This window comes from Ruminococcus sp. Marseille-P328, from assembly GCF_964249465.1.
GTDB classification, from domain to species: domain Bacteria; phylum Bacillota; class Clostridia; order Lachnospirales; family Lachnospiraceae; genus Blautia_A; species Blautia_A faecis.
In genome coordinates this window covers 80,547-98,288 of the sequence record NZ_CAXUBQ010000013.1, presented here as the reverse complement: position 1 = coordinate 98,288, position 17,742 = coordinate 80,547, and the positions used below count along the sequence as shown (strand labels likewise).

Below are 17,742 nucleotides of genomic sequence, written 5' to 3'. Positions count from 1 at the left end.
TCTACCATCCCTCCTCTGAATGAATATCAAATTTCAAGAGCTGCTGTTCGTAATTTTCCGGGCGTTTCCGCCACTCTGCCGGCGACATTCCCATCAGCTGGCGAAAGTTCCGGTTAAATGTGGAATTGGTTGTAAAACCGCATTTGTAGGCAATATCTGCGATAGACTCATCTGTCTTTTTCAGGATCTCGCAGGCAGTCTGAATCCTTACTTTGTTAATATATTCCAGAGGGCTCATGTGCATATAGGAGGTAAACACCCTGCGAAAATGAGTCTCACTGATATGACAGGCTTTTGCCAGATCACCAATTCGGATATCCTCCATATAACATTGTGAAATATAGTCGATGGCCCTGGAGATCATATTGGTGATCTTTCCTTTTTCCTCAATATTTTCTTCAGCAGAGGAACGGTTCATTCTTGCCACTTCCGCAAGCAGTGCCAATAATATCCCATTTGCTTCTTCCAGGTAAAACTCATCACTGGCACGCATGATTTCCAGTATCTTGATTATTTTGTTGGAAAGGCTTTTATATTCTGATTCTTTCAGGCAAAGTGCTTTTGAATAAATACGCTGGATCATTTTTTCTGCCCTGAGGGGCGTTCCTGCTGCCACCTGGAGAAAACCTTCCACATCGATAAACAGATATTCCCATTTGCTGATATTTCCCACATCGCTGGTGGTCGTATGGGGAAAGTTTGGTGGAATAATGGTAAATTCCCGCCCTGCAAAACGTACAGGCTCTTCTCCTAACACCAGCTCTCCTTCGCCACTGTAGCAGAAACCGATCTCCAGATAGTTATGAAAGTGAAGGTAATCCACATCCCTTCCATAATTCTGCACCCACTTTTCACCAAGAAGTGCCAGAATGGGGATTCCATCCTGCATCTGGTAATAGCGGAATTCCATTTTCATTTTTCGTTTTTTCGCCATGTAGTCTCCTATAACAAAATTAAAAATATAGTTTTTTTTATCATACCACACTTTCCTTGTAAAAAGGGAATTTTTCTGCTATTCTCTTTTTAGATAAACGCAAAAAGGAGGATACTTATGTCCCAAACCCAGATTTTATTATATAATTTTAAAGATGAGGATCGTCTTCACCAGATCCGTAGATATTTGAACCGACACAGAATCTCTGTCCGCATGGTACAGCAGCCAGAGTACCTGGAAAGTCTCGGATTTCTCTTCGAGATTCCTGGGTTTTCTAAGAATCCGGTATTTAACCTTGGAAAAAATTTTCAGGAAGAAATGATGGTGCTGAAGGATTTTTCCAGTGAGCAGCTGGATGAATTTCTGGCTTTCTTTAAGGAAAATGGCCTGCTGCCAGTGAACTTAAAAGCTATGCTTACACCGGTTACGGTTCACTGGGATTCTTTGAAGCTGCATGATGAGCTTATGAAAGAACATACGGAGATGTATTCACACAAATAAGCCAAATCAAGATCTGCTTCCTTGTCTGGATGAAGGCGCCGCAGCGGGCTACGGCAACCGAATTCGGGCAAAATGTACCGCAAAGTGTGCGTGCAGATTGTGGGAATAATTTTTCAGACACACTTTAGAGCGTATCTGAAAATCCAGGACGCGAAAAGGCCCTGCACTCGGCAGGGCCTTTTCTTTATTAACATCTAATCTTAAACGGTCTGATTAGTACAGTTTAGCCATCTCTTCGATGTTGTCTGGGTTGAACTCAAGCGGAGCGCCAAGAACTACTTCTGTACCACCGTCATCAGCTGCTGTGATTGTGTAGTCACCAAGGTCACCAGCTGTGAAGGTTTCATCAACAGCACCTGTGATCTCGTCGTTGATCAGAGCGATTGTTGTCAGAGCGGAAAGTTTTCCAAGGCCCTGCATATCCCACAGATAGAAGTATGGGCAGGAATGCTCATCATCAGCACCTGTGTACTCAAGCATCTCAGATGGAAGTCCAAGACCTGTCAGTTTGCAAGCAGATCCGTTGTCCTGAAGGTATTTAGCAGCTGCAGCGATACCAACTGTTGTAGGTGCGCAGATAACTTTCAGATCCGGATATTTCTCAAGAAGAGCTGCTGTCTGGTCTGTGGATTTCTGTGGCTCGTCATCGCCATATGCAACTTCTACAAGCTCAAGCTTGGAATATTTGTCATCCTCTTCCATAATCTTCTTCATAGCGTCGATCCATGCGTTCTGGTTTGCAGCCTGAGAAGTAGCGGAAAGAATTGCGAACTGTCCCTCTCCACCGGAGATATCAAGGCAAGCATCAAGAAGAGCCTGTCCTACAGCAACAGTACCAGCCTGGTTGACGAAGATCTGACGGCTGTCTGGGTTTGTAGCAGAGTCGAAGCAGGAGATCTTGATTCCTTCATCCATAGCTTCCTGTAATTTAGCCTGAAGAGCGTTTACGTCGTTTGCGGAGATGCAAATTGCATCGTAGTCCTGAGAGATCAGGTTGTCAAGAACTTTGATCTGAGCATCTGCTGTAGCTGCCTCTGGGTAAACAGTATCAACGGTAGCGCCCTCTGCCTCAGCTGTCTCTACGAAAGATTTTGCAGCGATTTCGAAGAATGCGTTACCAGCGGATTTACCAACCAGTGCGATTTTCTTTCCGTCAGCGGAACCAGCCATAGCCGGAACTGCGGATCCAAGGATCATTGCTCCACAAAGAAGTGCGCTTACGATTTTTTTGTTCATGTTTTTTTCCTCCCATGGAATAATATAGTTTTTGGTAACGGTTCAGCATTCCACCATCAGTGAAACAGCCGACAGTTACAGTTTTTATTTGCAACTGCTCCGCCTTCTGCGAAGCAGTTTACAAGCTTATAAAAAATATGAGTTAGTTGTTAAGGAATTTTATTTTGCTGTTTTTGCTTTTTTCTGAATTTCTTTAATGATATTTGGAAGTGCAACTGCACCGATCAGAAGAACACCAATGATCAGCAGGATAACCTGCGGATGGATATTTCTCTGTCCAAGACCAACACGAAGGCAGACGATGATAAATGCGGAAATCAGACCGCCTGCGATATTACCTTTACCACCTGTGGAGGAGATTCCTCCGAATACTGCCATTGCAATGGCATCCATCTCAAATCCGTTACCAGTTGTGGTATTTGCACCGAATGAGGAAGACATCAGGAACAGTGCACACAGTCCAGAGATGGTTCCCATCAGAGTGTAGATCACGAAACGGATCTTCTGTACATGGATTCCGGAGTAGTAAGCTGCAAGACGGTTGGTACCGATTGCATATACTCTGCGTCCGAAGGTACATTTTCCAAGGATAACTGCTGCGATGATTCCAAGGATCAGAACCAGGAAAAGAATGTAAGGAACACGTCCTACTTTTCCGCCAAGTGCAGCAAAGCCTTCTGTGTTTGTTACGGAAATACTTCCACCACTTCCAAGAACGATCTCTGCAATACCTCTGAAAATGATCTGTGTTGCAAGTGTTACGATCATTGGAGGCAGTTCTTCAAATCTGGTAAGGACAAATGCGTTTACAGCGCCGCAAAGGGATCCAACCAGAAGTGTGGCAAGGATTACCACGATGAATGGAGCTCCTGTGTTTGCCACGATACAAGCCATTGTTGCGGAGAGACACACGATAGATCCAACGGAAATATCAATCTCACCAAGTACCAGAATGTATGCCATCGGCAGCATTAAGAAGATTTCTGCCAGATAAACAGGCATCTGACGGAGCAGACTCTTCAGATTATAGAACTCGGAAAAGTTTGCACAGAAAATATTTACTGCAATAAACAGGAGTACCAGAATGCCTTCCCAGCTGAAGATCATCTGTTTCACAGGGCTTTTCGGCACGTTGTTAATACTTCTTCCAGATTTTCCAGCCATGATTACATCTCCCTTCCCTTTAATGCATTTTTGTCAGCTGTACGCTGTAAAACAATGTTTACAACAACTACTACAAGAATGATAACACCCTTGATGGTATTCAGCCACAGCTGATCGAAGAATGGGATCAGCGGAAGTGCTTTTGCGATGGTTGCAAGGATCAGAGATCCTAGAAGAGCACCAAGTACTGTACCACGTCCACCACTCATGCTTACACCACCGATAACGCAGGCCGCGATAACGTCCATCTCACCGCCCTGCTGCATATCAGGCATTGCAGAAGCGTAAATAGAAACCTGAAGGGCTCCGCCAAGACCGGCAAGAAGACCCATGATAGTGTAAACAAGAAGCTTAATATTCTTTACATTAATACCGGAAACTTCAGCAGCACTTGGGTTACTTCCTACTGCATAGATTCTTCTTCCGATGGTAGTCCATTTCATGAATACGAAGAAGATCACATAGCAAAGGATGATCACCCAGATTACAAGGCTCATTCCCAGGAATTTTGTTGTTGCAAAATTTTTAAATTCACCAAGGGCTGCTGCACTTGCCCACTCACCATTGTGGGAAACCAGATATCCCATTGCACGGTAGATGTACATGAAGCCCATTGTTGCAATGATCGGAGGTACATCTGCTCTGGAGATTACAAGACCTACCAGGAAACCACATGCGATTCCGATTGCCAGCGCGATCACAAATGCCAGGAAAGTACTGGAAATGTGTTCATATTTCAGAAGCATACCAATTGACATACCAGTCAGTGCCAGAGTAGACATGATGGAAATATCAATTCCACCTACCAGCATAACACACAGCATACCAAGTGACATTACCATTGTTACAGCATTGTTTTTCAGCATATCCGTCAGAGACTTGAATGTAAGGAATGACGGGCTGATGATTGTGATTACTACGAAAAGCAAAACCAGGATCACTGCAAGCAGTGCTTCACGGGAACCTGTCAGCTTTTTCATGAAAGATTTCTTTTCCATTATTTAGCTGCCCCCTTTCCGGTTGTACCTTTCTCCATTGCCAGCTCAAGGATCATCTCCTGAGTTGCTTCGCCTCTTCCCAGCTCACCAGTCTTACGTCCGTTGCACATTACAACGATTCGGTCAGACATTCCAAGGATTTCAGGCATTTCAGAGGAAATCAGGATAATTGCGTAACCCTTCTTTGCGAGATCACCCATGATCGCATAAATCTCAGCCTTGGCACCAACGTCAACACCTTTCGTCGGCTCATCCATGATAACAACCTTCATCTCCTGGCTAAGAGCCTTGGCAACTACAACCTTCTGCTGGTTACCACCGGACAGAGAGCTTGCAGGCTGGAAAATATCAACCGCCTTTGTATCAACCTCTTCCAGAAGTCTCTTGGAAAGATCTCTTTCTGTCTTCTCGTCATTGAAGCCGTTCTTCGCATATTTGCTGATAGTCGGAAGTGTTACGTTTCTTCCAAGTCCCCAGCTCATGATCAGACCTTCCTTCTGACGATCCTCCGGAAGAAGGATAATTCCTTCTTTCATTGCGTCAGATGGCTGTTTGATATGTACTTCTTTTCCCTCCAGATAAACCTTACCTTCATCTGGATTTGTGATTCCACAGACGCTCTCTACAACTTCTGTACGTCCTGCACCAACCAGACCTGTAAGACCTACGATCTCGCCAGCGCGTACATTGAAGGAAACATCTTTGAAATATCCGGTACGGGATAAGTGCTCGATACGAAGCATCTCATCACCAATCTTAACCTCCGGTTTCGGGAACAGATCCTTGATCTCACGGCCAACCATGGCTTTAATCAGGTCTGCATTGGTGATTCCGTCTACATCATAGGTACCAATATACTGAGAGTCACGGAAAACAGTAACTCTGCTTGCCAGGCGGTACATATCCTCAAAACGATGGGAAATGAAGATAATGGAAACGCCTTTTTCTTTCAACTGATCTACGATTCTGTAAAGCTCCTCGGATTCTCTCTTTGTAAGAGAAGCGGTAGGCTCATCCAGGATAACAATCTTTGCATTTGTGGACAATGCCTTTGCGATCTCAACCATCTGCTGCTGGGCAACACTTAAGGTTCCCATTTCTGCTGTGGAATCGAAATCTGCATTCAGCTGCTTCAGAAGCTTGTTTGCCTCCTCGTTCATGGCCTTCCACTGGATCATGTGATTCTTCTTGATCTCATGTCCCATAAAAATATTTTCAGCCACTGTTAAATGTGGATAGGATGTGGGGTGCTGGTAAACAGCTGCAATTCCTGCTTCCTGTGCATCCTTCGGACCTTTGAAATCCACTTTTTCTCCAAACAGGTACATTTCGCCTTCTTCTGCTTTATGTACACCGGTAATTACTTTAATGAAGGTAGATTTACCTGCACCGTTTTCGCCCATCAGTGCGTGAACTTCGCCAGGTTTTAACTGGAACTGTACATTGTTCAGTGCTTTAACGCCGGGGAAAATTTTCGTAATGCCTTTTAATTCAAGAACATATTCAGACACGGCTTTTTCTCCTCCCTTTCTTGATCTGTTATTATTCTACCACCTGTGCACTTTGTTTGAAAATGGGAAAATATTTTGAAACAGGGTAAAATATTTTCCACTTAATGGGTAAAATTTTCCACTGATCTTAAAATATTCCACAAAGCAAGGTGCTTTTACTCTCGTATTTTAGATATAATTGTGGTATGATGAGTGTGGCACTTTTTATCAATTTGTTTTTATAAACTTACAGCAAACTGTTCATTTTTTCACAGTTACTGTTATTTCACTAAGCATGGGACTCCTGTAGTTTCCAGAGTCCCTATAACGGAGATTCATTATGAAATTACTGATCGTAGACGACGAAGAGCTTACCCGCACCGGTGTAATTTCTTCCATCGACTGGCAATCCATCGGAATCCGGGAGGTGCTTCAGGCAGATGATGGAATAAACGGAATTGAAGTGGCCAGAGTACACAGACCGGACATTGTGCTATGCGATGTACGTATGCCCCGTCTGGATGGAATCGCAATGCTGGAGCAGCTGGAAGAAATCCTTCCTGATATTGTTCCTGTTTTTATGAGCGGATATTCGGATAAAGAATATCTAAAGGCTGCCATCAAGCTAAAAGCCGTCAATTATATAGAAAAGCCTCTGAACCCTGTGGAAATCCGGGATGCCATTGTGGAAGCCCGTGATCTTTGCCTGGAAAAAAAACGTACCCGGCAAAATGCGTCCATCCATTCCATGGAAAGCGCTTCCCGCCTGGCTCTTCTTCTCACCCAGCCTTTCGCCCATGCGAAGGAAAGTATTGACCAGCTCATAGATGAGCTGTCTCTATCCATCAGCAATACCACTCCCTTTACTGCAATCGTGCTTAAGACCGATACCGAGGAGGAGTTTCCTCTTTCAGAAGCAAACGCCATATTTCTGTCCGTCCGGGAATTTTTAAAAACCTTCCATATAGATTGTATTTTTGCAGAAAAGCGTGTACAGTATATGGTTTACTTTTTGTTTGGTTCCTCTCCTGGAGCAGCCGTTCGAAAAAGCATTGAAGAATTTTTCTGTAGTCTGTATTCCCGCTGCACCAGATTCTGCATCGCAGCCGGAGATACTGTTACAGGCATTTCCAAAGCTTATCAGTCCTATACTTCTGCTGTTATTTCCCTGCAGAGCAGCTTCTTTTTCCCCACAGGTACCTTTCTGTCTCCTTTTTATCAGGCACCTGTTTCTGAAACAGCAGCAGAGCTTTCTGCCAGTCCGGAGAATGAATTTCTCACTCTTCTCACTGAAAAAAATAAGGAAAAAGCAAAAGCTTTCCTTGACAATCTGTTCCTGTATTATAACCAGAATCAGAATGTTCTGCCTAACCAGGCCAAGGATCTCTATTACAAATTATTCCGTGCTTTGGATAATGCTGCACGTCAGCTGAAGCTAACCTTATCCGATACCCAGGAAAATTTAATAGACACATTGGAGAAGATTTTTTCCTATAATGAGATGCACCAGAAGCTGGTAAAAAAGACAGAAATTTTTTTCCAGACAGCAGCCAGCACAGAAGAAGAAAATTCTACTATTTTTCTGATCAAGGATTACATTGGACAGAAATATATGAACGAGACCTTATCTGTGAAAGATATCAGTGATCATGTATTTTTATCAACCTCGTATGTGTGTACCTTCTTCAAAAATGAGACCGGTCAGACTTTAAATCAGTACCTCACAGAGTACAGAATGGAAAAGGCCAAGCAGCTGCTGTCTGACCCCAGGTATAAAATTACGGATATTTCCTCGCGAGTGGGATACAGTGACGGAAATTATTTCGGTAAAAGTTTTAAGAAGTATACAGGTTTTTCACCTTCTGAATATCGGGAGAAAATGAGTTAGTTTCCTGTACACATAAAAAATTCTATATATCTCAAAACACCTATATATTTTTGAGGAGTGTGAAATAATTTGCATAAGCTTAAGCAATGGTACCAGGATCTGAACCTGCAGTCCAAGTTTACCCTGGTACTTCTTTTGATTGTGTCAATTCCTGCGATTGCCATTATCTTCTTTTTTTATGGAAGAGCCTACGACATGGTAGTTTCCTATACGATCCGCCAGGAACAGGACCGGTCTGCAGAAACGGCGCCGTTGATAGAAGAATCCATTCAGAAAGTCCTGGATGTAAGCGAAGAGATTTCTTCCCTTGATTTTTACCAGACACTTTTTAAAAATGCCATAACCGACTCCTTCACGAATCTGGCAGATTCCCCGGATGCGGCATCTTTTTCCCAAAAGGTAGATCAGCTGATCACTGGTACACCTGTTACCAATGTCAAAATTTATATGGAGGTGCCAAAAGGCTCTCCTTCAGACATAAATGCACTTTTAGATAAGGAAGACCTGAAAGATACTTTTCTATCTCTCGATCAGATCCGTGGAACCTACTGGTATGGTATTTTCCGCGGAAGCCGCGTTTCCCAGCTTTTTTGTCCCTCCTTCTATCTTGGTACAAAGGAACAAAAGGCATATGGAGATCAGGCATATATCACCCATGCTTCTGTAATCTATAACAACGGAACTTATGATGCTTATATGGCGGTCTATTATTCCGGTCATGATTTTCAGCAGATCCTGTCTGAAAATCTTACTCTGGACGGCAGTGTTTCTTATATTATGAATGAGCGTAACAACCTGGTCTCTGCTTCCAGTGATTCTCTCGCCGGAATTTACTGGCTGGATTACGACAAGATCATGGAGTCCTACATGTCCTCCAACAGTTTCGTGGAGCAGGATATTCTGGGGAAAACCGTTTACGTTGGTTTCTACCGTATCAAACAGCCAGGCTGGTTTATGGTGACGGTACTTTCCTCCCAGCCCCTGATCAATCAGAGTAATATCCTGGTTCTGCAGTTTTTGTCCATTTATATTGCGGTACTGGCGCTTGCCTTTTTGCTCGCAAGTACCTTGTCCAAATCCATTACAGGGCGAATTTCCTCAGTTATCAGTCAGATGCGAACAGTCCGTCACGGTCCTCCGGTCCCTATGGACAGCCCAAGTGCGCACGATGAAATTGGTGATCTTATTGATACTTACAACTATATGACACGCAAAATGAACCAGCTTATGGAAAAACAGGCCCAGGCTGCTGAGGATCTGCGAATTGCCGAGTTTAATTCCCTGCAGGCTCAGATCAATCCCCATTTTCTTTATAATACCATGGATATGATCAACTGGATGGCCCAGCAGGGACGTACCTCTGAGGTCTGTAACGCAGTGCAAAGTCTTTCCAGATTCTACAAGCTGACACTTAGTCGTAAAAAGGGAATCAGTACTATCGCCAAGGAAGAAGAACATGTTTCCATCTATGTGCACCTGCAGAATATGCGCTATCATGACAGCATTTCCTTCATTTCCGATATTCCGGATGAACTGATGGAATACCAGATTCCAAAGCTGACCCTGCAGCCTGTTATAGAAAATTCCATACTTCACGGAATTCTGGAAAAACCTTCCAAGTCTGGAACTATTGTACTTACCGGATGGATGGAGGATGGGGATATTGTACTTCTGATTTCTGATGACGGAGTTGGAATCGCGCCGGATAAACTGCCCATGATTCTTTCCGGGGAGGGAACCAGTATTTCAGGTGGAACCAATATTGCGATCTATAATACTCACAGACGGCTTCAAGTGCTTTATGGCGCAGATTATGGATTGACCTATTCCAGCGATGTAGGAAAAGGAACCGAAGTACAAATCCGAATTCCGGCGAAGAAGGATGCGGAAAACAAATAGCAGTTTCATCTTATCATCTACAGTAAAAGAGAGAGTCTGACGACTCTCTCTTTTACTGAATATGAATATGTGTACAAACCATATAGATGGTCTTATTCTTGCTATTTTTGCACAACTTTGAAAATTATCTTGTTACGATATCAACCGGTACATTGAAGATCTTTGCAACCTTCAGAATGGTATCAATATGTCTGCCTGTTGCAGCTGCCATATGATGTGTCGGGCCAGCTTCGCTCCAGCGGTTTACAAACTCTCTTGCACCACATGTAAAACGGGTTCTCATGTTCGTATCGCCAAAGGAAAGGATTGGTCCTTCCTCGTTGATTCCCTCAGCAACAACGAATTTGAAGCGTCCGTCGCCATCCTGTGTGATTGCAAGATAAGTAACCGGACCGGTGTATGGATAGAACTGTGTCAGATATCCACCGCCTGTTTTGCCATGGAACACTGGTACGATCTTCATGGTAGGTTTCTTATCAGAAATATCAGCATCACCACTTCCGGAATGACCGATAATGCAGATGTCATCATTGAAATCAATGGAATACATCTCGGAAAGCTGGCCTGTGCCGGAAATTGTCTTCAGAATACTCATTGCCATGGCAACCTTCATATCACCCTCAACAGCACATGCAGTACCCTGTTTGATCAGCATAGAGAATGCCGGAATCAGCATACTGTCAAGGACACCAGCCTTGCCCTGTGCAAATCCGTCATAATGGGAAGCGATCATTCCAAGATGCTCATCCTTTACCCATTTCTCAAATGCTACAACATATTTTGCCATATCCCATACTTTCTCAATTGTTCCGCCGCCCTCAATATCAAAGGTGTCCAGAATATCCTGAGCTTTTGCACGAATTGCATCCTCATCTGTGATATCATCCGCAATTGCCCACATTTTTTCCCAGTCAAACTGTTTGGTATAAAGGAACATTCTGTTGTACAGGTTGGTCTCATCAATGTAAAGATCCATCATACCTGGGTAAGGTCTTCCAATCTGGGCAATATTTGTGTCACGGAATCTTCTTCTTACCTGAGCAGCTTTACACCAGTCTTCAATCTCAGCCTGAACGCCTGGATCTCCGCCTTCGACAACACCAGTGATAACAGCATGTCTCTTTCCGGCTCTCTCAAGGTCAGCAACAGCTTCTCCAACAGCACCGCATGCATATCCTTCGCCGAGCCATGTAGCAATGTCTGTGTGATCGTAATCCAGAGCTTTCAGCTTCTGAACATTTACCAGAACAACCGGAACATTCAGGTCACGGATTGCAGGAAGCATGTTGTAGGATGTAGCGTAGGTTAACATCTGAAGGAAAACGAGATCAACGTCTGCTGCACGGAATTTATCCCCAGCAGCCATAGACTGCTCTTTTGTTGTTACCATTCCTCCATCGATGATCTCTACGGTATCCGGAATTGTTTTCTTAAATGCCTCGTACTGAGCCTCAAACTCTGGTACCAGTGAAGGGAACTGAGGCAGATATGCGCCTAAAGCAATAGAAAATACACCAACTTTTGCTTTTGTGTTTACTAACATAGTAGTACCTCCTGTTTAATTTGATATATTATGCATCTGTGATTCAGGCTGCAGACATAACGCTTATTGCTCATAGGTTCAGAAACAATCTGTCTGCCCATATGCTACAGCTTCATAACCACAAATGGTTACTGTTCACTCCGTTCACAGTAACGCGCTTCACGATGCACAGAAATCATGCATTCGCATGATTTCGCGCTGAGATTCTCGGGTTTTCTGTGAACTTTGTTCACAAAAAACACCTCGCGGAACGTTACCAGTGAACAGTAACCACAAATACCATTATACAAACGATCGTATATCCCGGCTGTTTTAACTTTTCATTAAGCCTGATATACTTTAATTCCAAAAGACTCATGAATGGTAGTACGAGCCTCTTCGATTGATTTAAACTCTTCTGCTTTTAACATCTGAGCAGTAATATTACCGATTGCAGTTGCCTCTCCAGGACCTGCATGAACCTCTTTTCCTGTTGCTCTCGCAGTCAGCTCATTAAGATAGCCTGCGTTGGAACCTCCGCCAACTACATGGATACGGCTGAAGGTTCTTCCTGTCATCTCTTCCAGTTCCTTTGCTGTCTTTGCATAGCACTCAGCAAGACTGGTATAAATAACAGTAGCAATTTCTCCTAAAGTTTCCGGAACCTTCTGTCCGGTTCTTCTGCAGTAATCTTTAACCTCTTCGATCATGCTTTCCGGAGAAAGGAAGCACTCATCATTTGCATCTACTCTGGATGGGAAATCTTTCGCTTCCTCTGCCATCTGACAGATTTCTGCAAATCCATATTTATCATCATATTCATGACGAACAGACTGGATCATCCAAAGTCCCATGATATTCTTCAGATAACGGAATCTTCCTGCATAGCCGCCCTCATTCGTAAAGTTCATCTCGCAACTCTTCTTGGAGCAGTCAGCTTTTTCTCTTTCAATTCCCATCAATGACCATGTTCCGGAGCTGATATAAATAAAATCGTCGTCGTTTGCAGGAACTGCAAGAACTGCGGATCCGGTATCATGTGTAGCCGGTGCTACAACTTCCACATCAAACCCAACTTCTGCTTTTACCTCTTCTGTAAAGTGTCCAACACTGGTACCAGGCATGATCAATTTCTGGAACATTTTTCTTGGATATCCAAGTTTATCAATCAGTTCGTAATCCCAGTCCTTTGTCTCTGCATTTACGAGCTGACCTGTTGTTGCCTCTGTATACTCACAGGTTTTCTTGCCTGTAAGAAGATAATGGAAGTAATCCGGTACATGAAGCATAGTTTCAGCCTGTTCCAGATATTCCGGATGTTTTGTCTTCACAGCCATCAGCTGATATACCGTGTTGAAAATTGCTTTCTGAATACCGGTACGTGCATAAAGATCCTCAAGAGAAATCGTCTTATATACTTCCTCATCCATACCTTCATTTCTGTGATCACGATATCCAACTGTATTTCCAAGAACCTTGTCGTCCTTATCCATCAGTACAAAGTCAACGCCCCAGGTATCAACACCCATGCTTACCGGAATCTTGCCGATCTCTTTACATTTCTTAAGACCATTCTTAATTTCCTGGAAAAGTCTGTCAAACTCCCAGCAAAGCTCGCCGTCTTTCTTTACCATTCCATTCTCAAAACGATGAACTTCCTCAAGCTCCATTTTTCCATTCTCAAGATGTCCAAGGATCAGACGTCCGCTGGAAGCACCGATATCTACTGCTAAATAATACTTTGTCATTTTATGAAACCTCCTCAATTGTAAAATTACGCTGTATATATCAAGGTTCCTGTCTTATTGTCCTACACAAATGTCTCATCAAACATTTTCCATAAACAATAACGTTACTGTTCACTCCGTTCACAGTAACGCGCTTCGCGATGCACAGAAATCATGCATTCGCATGATTTCGCACCGCAATTCTCGGGTTTTCTGTGAACTTTGTTCACAAAAAACGCCTCGCGGAACGTTACCAGTGAACAGTAACACAATAACGTACCAATCCTGATATTCCTCATACAGCGGCTTTTCTAATTGATGATATCATAGTACTATAATATTCATCAATAAATAAGAACCTTGTTTGTCTAAAAAAGTGTCCTTATTTGCAAACAGAATGTTCTGTCCACTATATTCACAAAAATCCTCTCACATAAAGTATCTGGAAGATAGTGACAATATTTTCCGTGCTGCAATAATTCCTCTTTCACCCAGAAAACCCCCGGGGCAATGCCCCAGGGGTCTGTTTCATTCACAGTTTATAAACCTGCAAACATTGGACGTTGTGTCGTCTCTTTACTTTTTAATTAGTCGTAAAGGTTTGGAGCGATGTTTTCATCGTCGATGTTTGTAGAATCATACCAGTAACCAGCTGTAGGAACATCCTCAAGCTCAGCTCCGTTAGCAGCTGCTGTCAGAGCGTAGATTGCATAATATCCCATCATCAGAGGAGACTGTGTAACTGCACCAAGGAATGTGCCATCTGTTACAGCTGCTTTAATGATAGAACCAGCGTCGAAACCAACACCGATAACATCACCGTTAGCTGCGTCAGAACCAAGAACGTTCAGGTTAGCGTTAGCTGCAAGAACACCCTCTGCTGCAACCTGGTTGGAACCGAAGATTGCGATACAGTTTTCCTGGGAAAGGATAGCCTGAGCCTCTGTGGAGCAAAGCTCTACAGTTGTCTGTGCCGGAACTGCAACCTGGATAACAACGTCTGCGTCAGCTTCTTCAGCGTCAGCACCTTCTGCTGCGTTTACATAGAACTCATTACCTTTAACTGCTACTGTTTTTCCATCAGCTTTAATCAGCTCGATCATCTTATTGATGAATCCTGTACCACGCTGCTGGATGTTAAGACCTGTAGCATCCTGGTTAACCTCACCGATGATAACCTGTCCGTCAGCATTAGCGATAACGTCTTTGATTGCCGGATACATGTTCTCAGCTGCTACAGAACCAGCCTGATTGTTGTCTGTGCAGACTTCGCAAACTACAGATCCTTCCGGAGCATCAGCGATACCTGTATCAAATGTAACAACCGGGATTCCTTTGTCAACACATGTCTGAAGAGCTGCCTGAACAGAAGATGTATCACAAGCTGCAAGTCCTAATCCAACAGGATTAGCTGCGATAGCTGTATTGATCAGGTTAACCTGGTCAGCGATATCGGACTCACTGTTTGGTCCCTGTGCTGTATAGGTAACCCCTAATTCTTCAGCTGCTTTGTCCATACCTTTCATAGCTGCTTCCCAGTATGTAGCCTGGAAAGATTTAACCATCATAGGGAATTCATAAGCTTCGTTAGCTGTAAGTCCTTCAAACTGATCTTCCGGAGCTGCCATAACAGTTGTTGCTGCTAAACCAGATACCATTGCTGCACAGAGTACTAATGCCATAACTTTCTTTGCTTTCATTTACTACTTCCTCCTTGAAATAAAAATTATATAGTTTTTTATGATGATACGTCGCTACACTCTCCGACGCTTCACATCCGTTATGAAATTGTTGCTGTTTACCAGCTGTTCTGCTTATAAACAGAATTCTGCTTTTCTTCAGGCTGACTGTCTGTAAGCCAGCCTGTATGTTTCAGTTATTAGTGTGCACTTTTTTTCTCTTTCAGGATATCGATCAATACTGCAACGATCAATACAACACCTGTGATGATCTGCTGCCAGTTTGCCTGCAGACCGACATATGGAAGACCGGTCTTTAACAGCATGATTACGAAAATACCTACCAGAGTTCCTACTACAGATCCATAACCACCGGAAGCTGCAACACCACCAACGAATACACCGCCGATTGCGTCCATCTCAAGTCCGGCACCAGTACCAGGCTGTACAGTAGGAGTTACTGCTGCGTATGCGATAGCTGCAAGTCCGGTAAACAGACCGCAAACTACGTATACCATTACATGGTAAAACTTAACATTGATTCCGGAAAGAGCTGCTGCTTCTTTGTTGGAACCGATTGCGATGGTGTAACGTCCGAATTTTGTATGATTCAGAACGAACTCCATCAGGATTACCAGAAGGATCATCCAAAGGAAACCGAGCGGGTAACGGGAAGCGCTTCTTCCCTGTCCGATTGTCAGTTTAAAGATGGAATGGAACCATCCGCCTGGCTGATTCAGTGTTGGCCATGGTGTAGCACTGCAAAGAGAACCAGCACCACGGGTAATCATACAGGTACAAAGAGTAGCAAGGAATGGCGGCAGATTCATGATACCAATGAGAACACCGTTCAATGCGCCGATTGCAATTCCAAGCACTACACAGAGCAGCATTGCTACTACTACTGGAACATTGTTGCTTCTTACAAGTGTTCCGCCGATCAATGCGTAACATACCATACCAGTTCCGATTGACAGGTCTACACCGCCTGTGATAAGCGGGAATGTAACACCGATTGCCATCAGAAGGTCATAATATGAGAAATCCAGCATACTCAGGATTGTGGTGTACTGTCTGAACTCCTTACTCATAAAGGAGAAAACAGCAGCCAGTGCAATGATAACCAGCAAAACAATAAATCTCTGATCACTTAAAATACTTTTTTTCTTCTTAGTCATGACGTCCTCCTTAATCGATATTCCGTGTCGCCTTATTCATGATGTGTTCCTGTGTAGCTTCAGAAATATCAATATTTCCTGTTACCTTACCTTCACACATAACGATGATTCGGTCACTCATTCGGAGAATCTCGGTCATTTCAGAGGAAATCATAATAATAGATTTTCCTTCTGCTGCAAGCTTGCTCATTAACTTGTAGATCTCGTTCTTCGCACCAACGTCGATACCTCTTGTAGGCTCATCGAAAATCAGGATCTCACTGTCACGGGTAAGCCATTTTGCAATAACTACCTTCTGCTGGTTACCACCGGAAAGATTCACTACCAGCTGGTCTGTAGAAGGAGTCTTGGTTGCAAGCTCTTTCACATATCTCTCTGTAACTTTTTTCTCTTTGGCTTTGTTGATGAATAAACCGTTGCAATATTCTTCCATGGTAGCCAGAGTTGTGTTCTCTGTTACAGATTTCTGAACAACAACTCCATATCTTCTTCTGTCCTCAGACAGATAACCGATACCATATTTAACAGCATCCTGTGGGCTGTTGATGGTTACTTCATGGAGCTGTCCATCTTTACCCATAATGGAAATCTTACCGCTCTGTTTCGGATCTGCCCCAAACAGTGCTCTGGCTGTCTCGGTACGTCCTGCTCCCATCAGTCCTGAGAAGCCAAGGATTTCACCTTTACGAAGCTCGAAGCTTACATCCTGAACCATCTTGCCTGCATTCAGATGCTCTACCTTCAAAACAACCGGGGCATCTGGGGCAACCATGCTATGATCCTTCGGATCTTCGTAAATAACACGACCAACCATCATGTTGATAATATCTTCTTTTGTACTGTCTGCTGTGATCAGGGTTCCAACATAGCCACCATCTCGCATGACAGTTACACGGTCTGTGATGACCTTGATCTCATCCATACGGTGTGAGATGTATACAATACCAAGATTCTTCTTACGAAGGTCTTTGATGATTTCAAATAAATCCGCAATCTCCTTCTCAGTAAGAGCAGCTGACGGCTCATCAAAAATGATCACCTCAGCTTTGTGGGAAATAGCCTTTGCAATCTCACACATCTGCTGCTTACCAACAGTAAGATTACTCATTTTTTCTCTCGGATCGATCTCAATATTCAGATCCTGAAATAATTTTCTGGAATCTTCGATCATCTTCTTATCATCTACACGGATTCCCTTCTTCGGTTCACGTCCGATAAAGATATTCTGTGCAACAGTCAGATCTCCGATCATATTTAATTCCTGATGTACGATTACCACTCCGGCATCCTGAGCTTCACGGGTATTGTGAAATTCTGTCTCTTTGCCTTTATATGTAATTGTTCCGGAATCCTTCTGGTAAATACCGGTAAGCACCTTCATCAGTGTGGACTTTCCGGCTCCGTTCTCTCCCATAAGTGCATGTACTTCACCGCGTTTCACTTCGAAATTAACATGATCCAGGGCATGAACTCCAGGAAAGGACTTATCAATATCCTTCATAGTTAAAATAACTTCACCCATTGTC

At 43.5% G+C, this 17,742-nt stretch carries 14 protein-coding genes; 3 read left to right on the top strand and 11 right to left on the bottom strand.

Annotated features, from left to right (window positions below; all coding sequences use genetic code 11):
- Position 1: 1 nt before the first annotated feature.
- The gene (locus tag ACESTK_RS10875; protein WP_118577738.1) at positions 2-934 is read right to left on the bottom strand and encodes an AraC family transcriptional regulator; all 933 of its coding nucleotides are present in this window, start codon (positions 932-934) and stop codon (positions 2-4) included.
- Positions 935-1,051: 117 nt separating this feature from the next.
- Between ACESTK_RS10875 and ACESTK_RS10870 the strand changes: the two genes are divergently transcribed.
- Positions 1,052-1,435 (top strand): DUF3783 domain-containing protein, encoded by a 384-nt coding sequence (locus ACESTK_RS10870; protein WP_118577739.1) that lies wholly within the window; start codon positions 1,052-1,054, stop codon positions 1,433-1,435.
- Here the strand turns inward: ACESTK_RS10870 and ACESTK_RS10865 are convergent.
- The 5 genes from ACESTK_RS10865 to ACESTK_RS10845 all read right to left on the bottom strand — a co-directional run bounded on the left by ACESTK_RS10865 (position 1,398) and on the right by ACESTK_RS10845 (position 6,344).
- The gene (locus ACESTK_RS10865; protein WP_368356779.1) at positions 1,398-1,556 is read right to left on the bottom strand and encodes a DUF6783 domain-containing protein; all 159 of its coding nucleotides are present in this window, start codon (positions 1,554-1,556) and stop codon (positions 1,398-1,400) included. The genes ACESTK_RS10870 and ACESTK_RS10865 overlap by 38 nt on opposite strands.
- Before the next feature lie 92 nt (positions 1,557-1,648).
- Positions 1,649-2,671, bottom strand: coding sequence for a substrate-binding domain-containing protein (locus ACESTK_RS10860; RefSeq protein WP_118577740.1), 1,023 nt, complete (start codon positions 2,669-2,671; stop codon positions 1,649-1,651).
- A 159-nt stretch (positions 2,672-2,830) separates the two neighbouring features.
- On the bottom strand, positions 2,831-3,835 hold the full coding sequence (locus tag ACESTK_RS10855) for an ABC transporter permease (RefSeq protein ID WP_118577741.1): 1,005 nt from the start codon (positions 3,833-3,835) through the stop codon (positions 2,831-2,833).
- Positions 3,836-3,837: 2 nt separating this feature from the next.
- Positions 3,838-4,833, bottom strand: coding sequence for an ABC transporter permease (locus ACESTK_RS10850; RefSeq protein WP_118577742.1), 996 nt, complete (start codon positions 4,831-4,833; stop codon positions 3,838-3,840).
- Entirely contained in the window at positions 4,833-6,344 is a 1,512-nt protein-coding gene (locus ACESTK_RS10845; RefSeq protein ID WP_118577743.1) for a sugar ABC transporter ATP-binding protein, read from the bottom strand. Before ACESTK_RS10845 ends, ACESTK_RS10850 begins: the two co-directional genes overlap by 1 nt.
- A 319-nt stretch (positions 6,345-6,663) precedes the next feature.
- Between ACESTK_RS10845 and ACESTK_RS10840 the strand changes: the two genes are divergently transcribed.
- Both ACESTK_RS10840 and ACESTK_RS10835 read left to right on the top strand, forming a co-directional pair.
- The gene (locus ACESTK_RS10840) at positions 6,664-8,211 is read left to right on the top strand and encodes a response regulator (RefSeq protein WP_187565036.1); all 1,548 of its coding nucleotides are present in this window, start codon (positions 6,664-6,666) and stop codon (positions 8,209-8,211) included.
- A 69-nt stretch (positions 8,212-8,280) separates the two neighbouring features.
- On the top strand, positions 8,281-10,110 hold the full coding sequence (locus ACESTK_RS10835; protein ID WP_373119718.1) for a sensor histidine kinase: 1,830 nt from the start codon (positions 8,281-8,283) through the stop codon (positions 10,108-10,110).
- A gap of 124 nt (positions 10,111-10,234) precedes the next feature.
- Here ACESTK_RS10835 and ACESTK_RS10830 read toward each other — a convergent pair whose 3' ends face one another.
- The 5 genes from ACESTK_RS10830 to ACESTK_RS10810 all read right to left on the bottom strand — a co-directional run bounded on the left by ACESTK_RS10830 (position 10,235) and on the right by ACESTK_RS10810 (position 17,738).
- Positions 10,235-11,653, bottom strand: coding sequence for an arabinose isomerase (locus tag ACESTK_RS10830; protein WP_148461189.1), 1,419 nt, complete (start codon positions 11,651-11,653; stop codon positions 10,235-10,237).
- Positions 11,654-11,976: 323 nt separating this feature from the next.
- Positions 11,977-13,380, bottom strand: a complete 1,404-nt coding sequence (gene rhaB / locus ACESTK_RS10825; RefSeq protein WP_118577746.1) for a rhamnulokinase — start codon at positions 13,378-13,380, stop codon at positions 11,977-11,979.
- Positions 13,381-13,946: 566 nt separating this feature from the next.
- A complete protein-coding gene (locus tag ACESTK_RS10820; RefSeq protein ID WP_226854726.1) occupies positions 13,947-15,059 on the bottom strand; it encodes a substrate-binding domain-containing protein in 1,113 nt (370 codons plus the stop codon).
- Between the two features lie 179 nt (positions 15,060-15,238).
- On the bottom strand, positions 15,239-16,216 hold the full coding sequence (locus ACESTK_RS10815) for an ABC transporter permease (RefSeq protein WP_173770686.1): 978 nt from the start codon (positions 16,214-16,216) through the stop codon (positions 15,239-15,241).
- Positions 16,217-16,226: 10 nt separating this feature from the next.
- Complete coding sequence (locus tag ACESTK_RS10810) at positions 16,227-17,738, bottom strand: sugar ABC transporter ATP-binding protein (RefSeq protein WP_148461187.1); 1,512 nt, start codon at positions 17,736-17,738, stop codon at positions 16,227-16,229.
- Positions 17,739-17,742: the final 4 nt, after the last annotated feature.

Excerpts from the sequence above, each read along its gene's own strand:
- ACESTK_RS10810 (WP_148461187.1), bottom strand. The coding sequence starts at position 17,738 with ATGGGTGAAGTTATTTTAACTATGAAGGATATTGATAAGTCCTTTCCT.
- ACESTK_RS10815 (WP_173770686.1), bottom strand. The coding sequence starts at position 16,216 with ATGACTAAGAAGAAAAAAAGTATTTTAAGTGATCAGAGATTTATTGTT.
- ACESTK_RS10855 (WP_118577741.1), bottom strand. The coding sequence starts at position 3,835 with ATGGCTGGAAAATCTGGAAGAAGTATTAACAACGTGCCGAAAAGCCCT.
- ACESTK_RS10850 (WP_118577742.1), bottom strand. The coding sequence starts at position 4,833 with ATGGAAAAGAAATCTTTCATGAAAAAGCTGACAGGTTCCCGTGAAGCA.
- rhaB (WP_118577746.1), bottom strand. The coding sequence starts at position 13,380 with ATGACAAAGTATTATTTAGCAGTAGATATCGGTGCTTCCAGCGGACGT.
- ACESTK_RS10820 (WP_226854726.1), bottom strand. The coding sequence starts at position 15,059 with ATGAAAGCAAAGAAAGTTATGGCATTAGTACTCTGTGCAGCAATGGTA.
- ACESTK_RS10830 (WP_148461189.1), bottom strand. The coding sequence starts at position 11,653 with ATGTTAGTAAACACAAAAGCAAAAGTTGGTGTATTTTCTATTGCTTTA.
- ACESTK_RS10840 (WP_187565036.1), top strand. The coding sequence starts at position 6,664 with ATGAAATTACTGATCGTAGACGACGAAGAGCTTACCCGCACCGGTGTA.
- ACESTK_RS10870 (WP_118577739.1), top strand. The coding sequence starts at position 1,052 with ATGTCCCAAACCCAGATTTTATTATATAATTTTAAAGATGAGGATCGT.
- ACESTK_RS10860 (WP_118577740.1), bottom strand. The coding sequence starts at position 2,671 with ATGAACAAAAAAATCGTAAGCGCACTTCTTTGTGGAGCAATGATCCTT.
- ACESTK_RS10875 (WP_118577738.1), bottom strand. The coding sequence starts at position 934 with ATGGCGAAAAAACGAAAAATGAAAATGGAATTCCGCTATTACCAGATG.